This window comes from Klebsiella sp. GG_Kp173 (assembly GCF_040062415.1).
GTDB lineage: Bacteria > Pseudomonadota > Gammaproteobacteria > Enterobacterales > Enterobacteriaceae > Klebsiella > Klebsiella quasipneumoniae.
Genome location: NZ_JBEAFZ010000023.1, coordinates 73,517 through 82,424, shown reverse-complemented (window position 1 = coordinate 82,424; position 8,908 = coordinate 73,517). Strand labels below are relative to the sequence as shown.

Genomic DNA, 8,908 nt, shown 5'->3' with positions numbered 1-8,908 from the left:
CGGTGTTGCGTCCGACCGGCTCGAGAATAATGTTGTTGGACAGCTTGTTGAGCTGGCGCAGCTGTTCGGCCACCAGGAAGCGGTGCTCTTCGTTACAGATGACCATCGGTTCATGGATTTCAAGGCCCGAGAGTCGGGTGATGGTTTCCTGCAGCATGGAGTTCTGCCCGAACAGGCGGAGGAACTGTTTCGGATAAAGCTCGCGAGACATCGGCCAGAGACGACTGCCGGTACCGCCAGCCATGATCACAGGAAGCAACATATTAAGATCCTTTAATTAAAACCCTGTTATAAAACACCCAGATATATTCTGAGGCCAGAAGTAGCTTATTATAGGTATACAAAAGTATAAATATGGCAAATTCTTAAAAGATAAGAATTTGCTTTATTAGAGCTGGATAAATGACGAAGACGTGCAAATAAGATAACTTTGATCAGATTATTGTAGAATAACTACCAATAGCTAACAGTCAGGCCGATTGGCCTGACTGTGGTATATAAAGATTATTCCAACCACTCGGTATGGAATACACCTTCTTTATCAGTGCGCTTATAGGTGTGCGCACCAAAGTAATCACGCTGAGCCTGAATCAGGTTAGCGGGCAGAACTGCGGAACGGTAGCTGTCGTAGTAAGCTATTGCGGCAGAGAACGTCGGTACCGGAATACCATTCTGTACGGCATACGCCACGACATCACGCAGCGCCTGCTGATAGTCATCAGCGATCTGTTTGAAGTACGGGGCCAGCAACAGGTTAGCAATACCAGCGTTTTGCGCATAAGCATCAGTGATCTTCTGCAGGAACTGCGCACGAATGATGCACCCAGCGCGGAAAATCTTAGCGATCTCACCGTAGTTCAGATCCCAGTTGTATTCATCAGAAGCAGCACGCAGCTGCGAGAAGCCCTGGGCATAGGAAACGATTTTACCGAGATATAACGCGCGACGCACTTTTTCGATAAATTCAGCTTTATTACCGGCCGGCTGAGCCTGCGGACCACTCAGCACTTTCGAAGCGGCTACACGCTGGTCTTTCAGAGAAGAGATATAACGAGCAAAAACGGACTCGGTGATCAGAGACAAAGGTTCGCCGAGATCCAGTGAGCTTTGGCTGGTCCACTTACCGGTACCTTTGTTTGCTGCCTCATCAAGAATGACATCGACAAGGTATTTACCCTCTTCATCCTTCTTGGTGAAGATATCTTTGGTAATGTCAATCAGGTAGCTGCTCAGTTCACCTTCGTTCCATTCGGTGAAGGTTTGCGCCAGCTCTTCGTTGGAAAGTGCCAGACCGCCTTTCAACAGCGCATAAGCTTCAGCAATCAGCTGCATGTCGCCATACTCGATGCCGTTATGAACCATCTTCACATAATGGCCCGCACCGTCAGCACCGATATAAGTCACACAGGGCTCACCGTCTTCAGCAACCGCCGCGATCTGCTTCAGAATCGGAGCAACCAGCTCATAGGCTTCTTTCTGCCCACCAGGCATGATGGAAGGTCCTTTCAAAGCCCCCTCTTCACCACCGGAGACACCAGTACCGATAAAATTGAAACCTTCGGCAGACAGTTCACGGTTACGACGGATGGTGTCCTGGAAGAAGGTGTTGCCTCCATCAATGATGATGTCGCCTTTGTCGAGGTAAGGCTTCAGGGAGTCGATGGCGCTATCTGTACCAGCCCCTGCCTTCACCATTAACAGGATACGACGTGGTGTTTCGAGGGATTCAACAAACTCTTGTACTGTGTAGTAAGGAACCAATTTCTTGCCTGGATTCTCGGCAATCACTTCTTCGGTCTTTTCACGGGAGCGGTTGAAAACGGAGACGGTATAACCACGGCTTTCGATGTTCAGCGCAAGGTTCCGCCCCATCACTGCCATACCGACAACCCCGATCTGTTGCTTGGACATTACATACTCCTGATGTTATTAGTACAATAAGTCAATTACAAGAAACGGCTAGAAGTTGATAATAACTCATAAATAGTAGACAACAAATAGTTTTATACTGAAAGACAATGTGTTAAGGCATTTCTCAACAAACTAACCTGCCTAGTATAGGATGAAATCAGGAAAGTAACTTGTCATTTGCAACAGCTGGTAATTTTATGGCTATTGTGCCTGTAAAACCAGTAAATTGTATACCGCCGACCAAAAAAGGAAGAGTAACAAAAAACTTGTTTTCTTGAGGGACTTTGACTGGGTAGGTAGCAAAAGAAATCAAATTTGAATGTTGGCTAATGAAATCTTTGCTTACAATAGTTTTAGTCCCAATTATTTTTCTCGTTAAATTTGGCTTCAAGATCTTTTCTTCTTCGAGGAAATGATAATTAAGAAATCCCGCAATTTCAATCCTGCCTTTAAAATCATCACCAACTTCAACTAACCCAAAAAATCTATAGTTCTCGAAAATATTATCATGAATAGGAACACCATAGGTCAAATCAAACTCTGCCTTTGAATCATATGAGAGAACTTTTAATGATTGATATCCTTCTTTATCTTTTTCACCATAGAACCAGTCACCATCACTAACAAACCACCCATCGGCATCAAACTTGTTTTTATTAGCTGTATACTTTTGATGAGCTATACCCGAAAATGTATTTATGGATATTAACGACGTAGAATCATAAGAAACCTGTGCAAGTGGAACCAAAGAGTTGTGATATAAATCCTCTTGCGATTGATGCCATTTAATCAAAACTTTATTTTTTGACGAAAAAGGCACTAAAGCATAGTAAGAACTACCTAAGTCTTTATAATTTCGAACACCCAACCAAATACGAGTGGACTCATCAACTAATATAAATGTATTTGGGGTTGAAGAAAAAAACCATGTTTTGAATTTTTCTTTTTGACCCGAATGAAGATCAATCATACAATTGCTGAATATTATTTTTTTACCAAACCTAGGATATAGAGTAGAGTCAATAACATTAACCAAACAGCCTTGCACACCTTCAATATGGCATTGATTAAAAGATATATAGGAATTTCCATTATTTTTTATTTTAATTAAATCACCAGTAGGGTAATCTAGTGAGCAATTTGAAAAAAATAATTCAAAGGCATTATTTTCGATATATATTAGATCAGAATCTGAGTCTGCTATTGTCCCATTAATAAAAGTAATTTTCTCACCAGCATTTTCCTTATATGAACCAAGTATGCATATAGCAATATTATTTCTTCCGAAATGGAATTGATTAAAACTAAGTATATACGTATCGAAAGAGTTTATACACAGGCCATAATAAAACCCAAAACACGAAAAGTTAGAGAAATTAGTGCCTCTTGCATCAATATATCCGGACTTAGAATTACCAATTAAAAGCCCGCAATTAAAGTTTTTATGTTCGCCTGTCGGATGATTTAATATAATTTTAGCCCCAACAAAGAAGCTAGATTCAGTATTCCACGACATTATTTGTCTAGAAGAATAGCGTTTAGATAAATTTTCTTTACGTAACTCAGGGAACAAACTATTATCTATAATAAAAGCATTGGTATTCGTTGCAAATTTATAATCAAATACAGTCGCTGCCAAAAAATTGAATGATAAAAATGAAGGAGAAACAATAGAATGCTTCATATAATAACATTTAGCATCATTAGAGGGAGGAGCAATTTTAATAGTGTAATTATAAATGTAGTCAGTCGAGTTACTTACTGCTTTTTTGACAATGATTAATATTAATCGATTTATGCATTCAGCTAGATTATTATCTGATTCAGTAAAACCTAACAATAACGGATTGTAACCATTAGAAATATCCGCTTTCCAGCATGCACCGTTTTTAGTTCTAAAGATTGAAACCCCATCCTGTTCTGATGACAAATCATAAGAATCATGAATAAAAATCTCATTTAAAACAGGGCCATTTATTATTGCCCTAATTAATAAAAGACTTTGCCCTTCGTATTCTGGCTCTGTTTGTAACAAATCATCCAAGCAATCACAGGTAATCATATTGCGATACTGAGCAGTAGGAGTACTGGTTCCGGCATTTGAATGGTTTGATAGTTGGCTAAAAGCAACAATGGGAACTGTAGCTTTGATAAAATCACGTCTTTTCAAATTAAAATCCCCAACAGAACAAAAAACCTATCAAGTGAATATATACTTAATAAGTAGCCAAATAAATGTGATCTGAATCTATGAAAAATATTCTTACTAAAGTTTGTAATAACGACTTGGTATCATAGATTAATACTTAAACGGTATTAAAACTCTCTTAGAAACACGGGCATACTATATTGTTAGTCAGTATCCTTTTATCTTATAAAATGCCGTAAGATAATTACTCTTACAATAGCTAGATTATAATTTTGGAATTCAGCCTTCCAAAATATACACTTAACTGCTTCCTGACTGCCTGAAGCGATGCAGCTTTTTTTCATGTCGAACGGCATTGGAGAAGTAATTACCCTCTAAAAAAAATGAAGTTTTCCGAATTAATTCTATCTCTTATTTCGAGAGTTATCTGAAATTCGTTTCAGGCATAATTTGAAACGCTAAGCGCTTTACAGGAAAAGTAAAAATTTACATAGAAGATACACATCCTAAAAAGGTAAAAATTCAAAACAACCCATACAGATGAAAATGGTATTTATACTATAAACCTTTAAAAAAAAATAAAAAGAAAGGCCTAAACAATTAGGCTTTTCGTAATATTTTTAAAATTACGACTTTACAAAAATCACGCTCAAAATAAAAAAGCAAAATAACATATATAAGACATCCAACCAGACAGCTGAAAGATAAAGACATAGCTCCCACACTATTAAATAATGGTAGAAAGTTACGAATAATTACCACCGAAATGGAAGTAAGTGCCGCAACCAATAATGGACGAGAAATACATTTCAATACTTTAATAAAATGACCATCCAATACCTTAACTGCCAAATATAAATTTGGGAAAAACATTATAAAATTAGCGAAGAAGTATAATATAACAAAAGTCGTTATATTGTAATTGATACCGATAATGAAGGCCGCACATTGTAGAATACAATTGAATATTGATATCTTCAGTAAAAGATCAGTCCTACCTTGTGACATAAAAACTGTACCAGTAGTACTTATAAATGATTGCAAGATTGCAGTAGGTGCCAAGTAGATTAAAATCGAAGAAACCCCCAACCATTTTTCTCCAAGGAATACAAACACGAAGTCCTTGCTCACGACAGACAAGCCAAACATGATAACTGGCGTAATCATTGCGATATTTTTTATCGTATTTAAATAAATATCGAATGCTTTTGACTTGTCATCACAATAATGGCTCAAAACAGGATACATTGATCGACTTAAAACAAACGTAATATTCTGTACCGGGAACAACATTACCCTATATGCTAAAGAATAAACACCTAAAATTTGGCTCGAAAAATATTTCCCGATAATAATCTGGTCTAAATTTCTTGAAAAATAATTTATTAAATTAAAGATAATTAAATTAGAAGTAAAAGAAAATACACTTTTAATTTCTTTGAATGAGAAGTATATTTTGGGCAACCATCCAGAATAAGTTGTAAACAGTATTGCACTTAGAACAGCATAACAAATAGTTTGATACACTAAGCTAAAAACACCGAATCCTGAAAAAGCCAAACAAATAGCCAAAATCAAAGAAGACACAGAAGTAGACATTTCAATGAAGGAAATTACTTTGAATCTTGATTGGCGTTCAAGAAGTGCTAGATTGATTGAGGTGATACTATATATGGGAAAACTCAAGGAAAGCCATCTCAAAACATCAACTAAACCTTCGGAATGAAAATATGTTGAAATATACGGCGCCGAAATAAATATAATAACAAATAATAAGAGACCGAATAAAAGGTTTAAATAAAACAAACTACATTTCAATCCCTCCGTGACTTCTTTCCTTTGGATAATTGCTGCTGAAGAACCTAAATCCCTTATAATGTTAGCAAAATTGACTACAACTAAAGCCATAGCCATTAAGCCTATATCATGGGGAGATAGTAAACGCGACAAGAAAATAACACTTACGAACTGGCAACACAATTTTATAAACTGTGAAAAAGAAACCCACTTGACATTATTTAATAGATTCATAAAGAACTCTTAAAAAACTTGTTAACTTTTTTAATAGACAAATCATTATTAGTCAATGACAACCCTAATTTTCTATAAAAGAAAGCTTTTAATTTCCTAGTGATTTTTGTAAGCAAACCACTATTATATCGCAATTGATTATTATAATAACTTAGAGCATCAGTATTATGAGTGATCTCCATGATACAGGATAAGCCACGAGGGCATGTCACAACAGATGAATGCGATAATTGCAAAATCTTACTAATCCATACATCATCAGTTTTTGGAGCTATTTCTAAATAATCTTCATTTGTAAGATATTCATCTCTTATATGCTTTTTCATAAGAACCGCACCGCCGACGCCAGTTATAAGAAAATCATTATTCATAATAATGTTTTCAGTAATAACAGGAAACATTGAATAACTACAATAGTTACCGGTAAAGTTTCTTTTCATCATTCTTACACGTGATGCAACTACGTATTCCCGATTATGTTTTATAAATTCATTATATAACTCTTCAAGCCATTTAAAGCTGTAAATCACGTCATCATCAGCGTATACTAATACGTCATCATTAGAAGCTTCCTTTAATGCAGGTAATATCTTTCGATATGGACCTGTGTTTTTAACAAAATGAACTTTAATGAGATCACATATCATGTTTAATTCTTCTACAAATTTTGGAACTTCAGTAAATCCATCATCTGATAAATAGGGCTCTCTAGATATCCATAAGTTTATTATATCAGGCCTAATACTTTGGTTATAAAATGAATAAATAGTGGCTGCACACAAAGAGGTTCTGTTACTTGTAGTGGTTATATTAACGCTTATCATACTTAATCTCTTATGAATATATAATAGCTTATTTGGTTAAAATCGCTTTCAGTTTGAATTTAAAGTATCTATATAAATTTAATTTTGTTAAATTTCTTAACAAACAATTGATAGTTACATTTTTATTTATATAATAATAAAAAATAAAATCTAAATTCTTCTTGTTTGCAACAGACATTATATTTGAATGTTTATTCATTAGCCTTGATACTGATATTCTCAATTTATTATTATTTGTTATTCGTGGTTTTTCATGTTCAGTATGAAGAATATAAGTTGGTGAACCCAAGCTATAACCATCCCCGAAATTACTACAAAGTCTAATCCAGCACTCATAATCTTGTAATGAGGGCATTTCAGGGTCAAATCCTTTTATACTCTTGAGAGTTGATGTTTTGGTAAAAACTTGGTTTCCAATAATGTTTTCGTTTAAGCAATCATTTAAAGAAATTTTTCTTCGTTTATCAAATTTAATAAATTTACCATTTTTCGTGATAACTTGCATTGCAGTACAAAGAAAACTAAAATTAGGATTTTCTTTCCAAAAATTAACTAACTCCTCGATTCTATCTTGTGTAAATTCATCATCATCGTCTAGCCCAGTAATATACGTTCCTGAAGCCTTTGCAATTGCAAGATTTCTGGCATGACAAGCCCCTTTTGCTTCAGATGAGAAAACATACTTAATATTTGAATATTGCTGCATATATGATGTTACGATTTTTTTAGTATTATCCTGTGAACCGTCATCACTTACAATGATCTCAATATTAGGATAGGACTGCTTTAAAACTGACATGATTGCTCTTTCAAGCATGTCAACTCTATTATGCGTCGGTATATAAACAGAAACCAGCTCATTTCCATTATTCATTTAGTTATTCCCCATAGCATTTAAAATATTGCTGGACACAGCTGAAGGATTATACTTTTCAACACTTGCAACAATTTCAGATTTATTATAATTTGTATTTATAGCTTGTTTAATCGCATAATATAGTTCATCAGTATTATTTTCTTTGATTAATATACCATTTTTTGGTGTTATTAAATCATGAGCTGACCCCACCATATCTGTTGCAATAACGGGTAGGCCATATGCCAACGCTTCATTTACTGTTAGGCCCCAAGCCTCATTAACGTCATCAAAATAATAACTTGGGAGAACAAATAGATCACTTGCTGTGAAAAATTTATATCTTTCTTCCGGAGCAATATAACCCATGAATTTTATATTAGTAATATTAAGTGTTTGGGCTAATTTTTCAAAATCTTTCCTTTGAGGACCATCACCACACACAAGCAAAAAAACGTTTTTCCCTTCTTTTTCCAATCTATGAAAGGCATTGATTAATATCTCTAATCCCTTGCGGTGAATAATCCTGCCATAATAAAGAATTACAGTTGCATCATTAGATACGTACTCATCCCTAATTTTCTTGTCAGCTTCAAAATTCAAAGGAGCTTCTATAGCAGAACAATCACCAACTAGTTTTATGCGTTTTGACTCAACTCCTAGTGATAGTAAGTACTGTCTAGTCTTAATACCTGGGCATAAAAAAACATCTATTTTTTTAATTAATAAGCCAATAGCAAAATGCAAAAATATATTCTTTAATTTCTTCTTAATACCCATTCTTGCAAATTCAACATTCCATTTCTCCCAAAACAAGCATAACTTACTTTTTTTGTTGCACAAAAACAGAACGAAATACGATACTAGTAACGCTTTAAAATCATCCAGAGGGGGAAGTATAATATGTGAATATTCTCCTCTAATGAGGTCTTTAATATTCTCTTTACTGCGAAAATTTTCAATGAGTGTGACATTTTTCAACTCATTAAATCTATTTGTATCACCATATACTTTTTGATTAAGACTTGCAGCATAAAAATACGCATGTACCGTATTTTTTTTTGCAAGATTATTAAATAATGGAACTCTATAGCTTGGCAAGGTATTATGAATTAATAAGATCTTCATTTATTGTTG

General features: G+C 34.9%; 7 protein-coding genes. All 7 read right to left on the bottom strand.

What is annotated here, in order from left to right; translation table 11 throughout:
* On the bottom strand, positions 1-262 hold a 262-nt coding region (locus ABLU50_RS12995; RefSeq protein WP_040224752.1), incomplete at its 3' end, for a sugar phosphate nucleotidyltransferase.
* 242 nt (positions 263-504) lie between these two features.
* Positions 505-1,911, bottom strand: a complete 1,407-nt coding sequence (gene gndA, locus ABLU50_RS12990; RefSeq protein ID WP_087832120.1) for an NADP-dependent phosphogluconate dehydrogenase — start codon at positions 1,909-1,911, stop codon at positions 505-507.
* Positions 1,912-2,068: 157 nt separating this feature from the next.
* Positions 2,069-4,081 carry a hypothetical protein gene (locus ABLU50_RS12985; RefSeq protein WP_140414658.1) on the bottom strand — a complete coding sequence of 671 codons (2,013 nt, stop codon included), beginning with the start codon at positions 4,079-4,081 and terminating at the stop codon, positions 2,069-2,071.
* A 579-nt stretch (positions 4,082-4,660) separates the two neighbouring features.
* Positions 4,661-6,091 (bottom strand): MOP flippase family protein, encoded by a 1,431-nt coding sequence (locus ABLU50_RS12980; protein WP_087832118.1) that lies wholly within the window; start codon positions 6,089-6,091, stop codon positions 4,661-4,663.
* Positions 6,088-6,915 carry a glycosyltransferase family A protein gene (locus ABLU50_RS12975; RefSeq protein WP_087832117.1) on the bottom strand — a complete coding sequence of 276 codons (828 nt, stop codon included), beginning with the start codon at positions 6,913-6,915 and terminating at the stop codon, positions 6,088-6,090. Before ABLU50_RS12975 ends, ABLU50_RS12980 begins: the two co-directional genes overlap by 4 nt.
* Positions 6,916-6,943: 28 nt before the next feature.
* Positions 6,944-7,789, bottom strand: coding sequence for a glycosyltransferase (locus tag ABLU50_RS12970; RefSeq protein ID WP_087832116.1), 846 nt, complete (start codon positions 7,787-7,789; stop codon positions 6,944-6,946).
* Positions 7,790-8,899 (bottom strand): glycosyltransferase, encoded by a 1,110-nt coding sequence (locus ABLU50_RS12965; RefSeq protein ID WP_087832115.1) that lies wholly within the window; start codon positions 8,897-8,899, stop codon positions 7,790-7,792.
* Positions 8,900-8,908 lie beyond the last annotated feature (9 nt).

What these genes read in the sequence shown, in the direction of transcription:
- ABLU50_RS12980 (WP_087832118.1), bottom strand. Translation starts at nt 6,091, where the DNA reads ATGAATCTATTAAATAATGTCAAGTGGGTTTCTTTTTCACAGTTTATA.
- ABLU50_RS12970 (WP_087832116.1), bottom strand. Translation starts at nt 7,789, where the DNA reads ATGAATAATGGAAATGAGCTGGTTTCTGTTTATATACCGACGCATAAT.
- ABLU50_RS12965 (WP_087832115.1), bottom strand. Translation starts at nt 8,899, where the DNA reads ATGAAGATCTTATTAATTCATAATACCTTGCCAAGCTATAGAGTTCCA.
- ABLU50_RS12975 (WP_087832117.1), bottom strand. Translation starts at nt 6,915, where the DNA reads ATGATAAGCGTTAATATAACCACTACAAGTAACAGAACCTCTTTGTGT.
- gndA (WP_087832120.1), bottom strand. Translation starts at nt 1,911, where the DNA reads ATGTCCAAGCAACAGATCGGGGTTGTCGGTATGGCAGTGATGGGGCGG.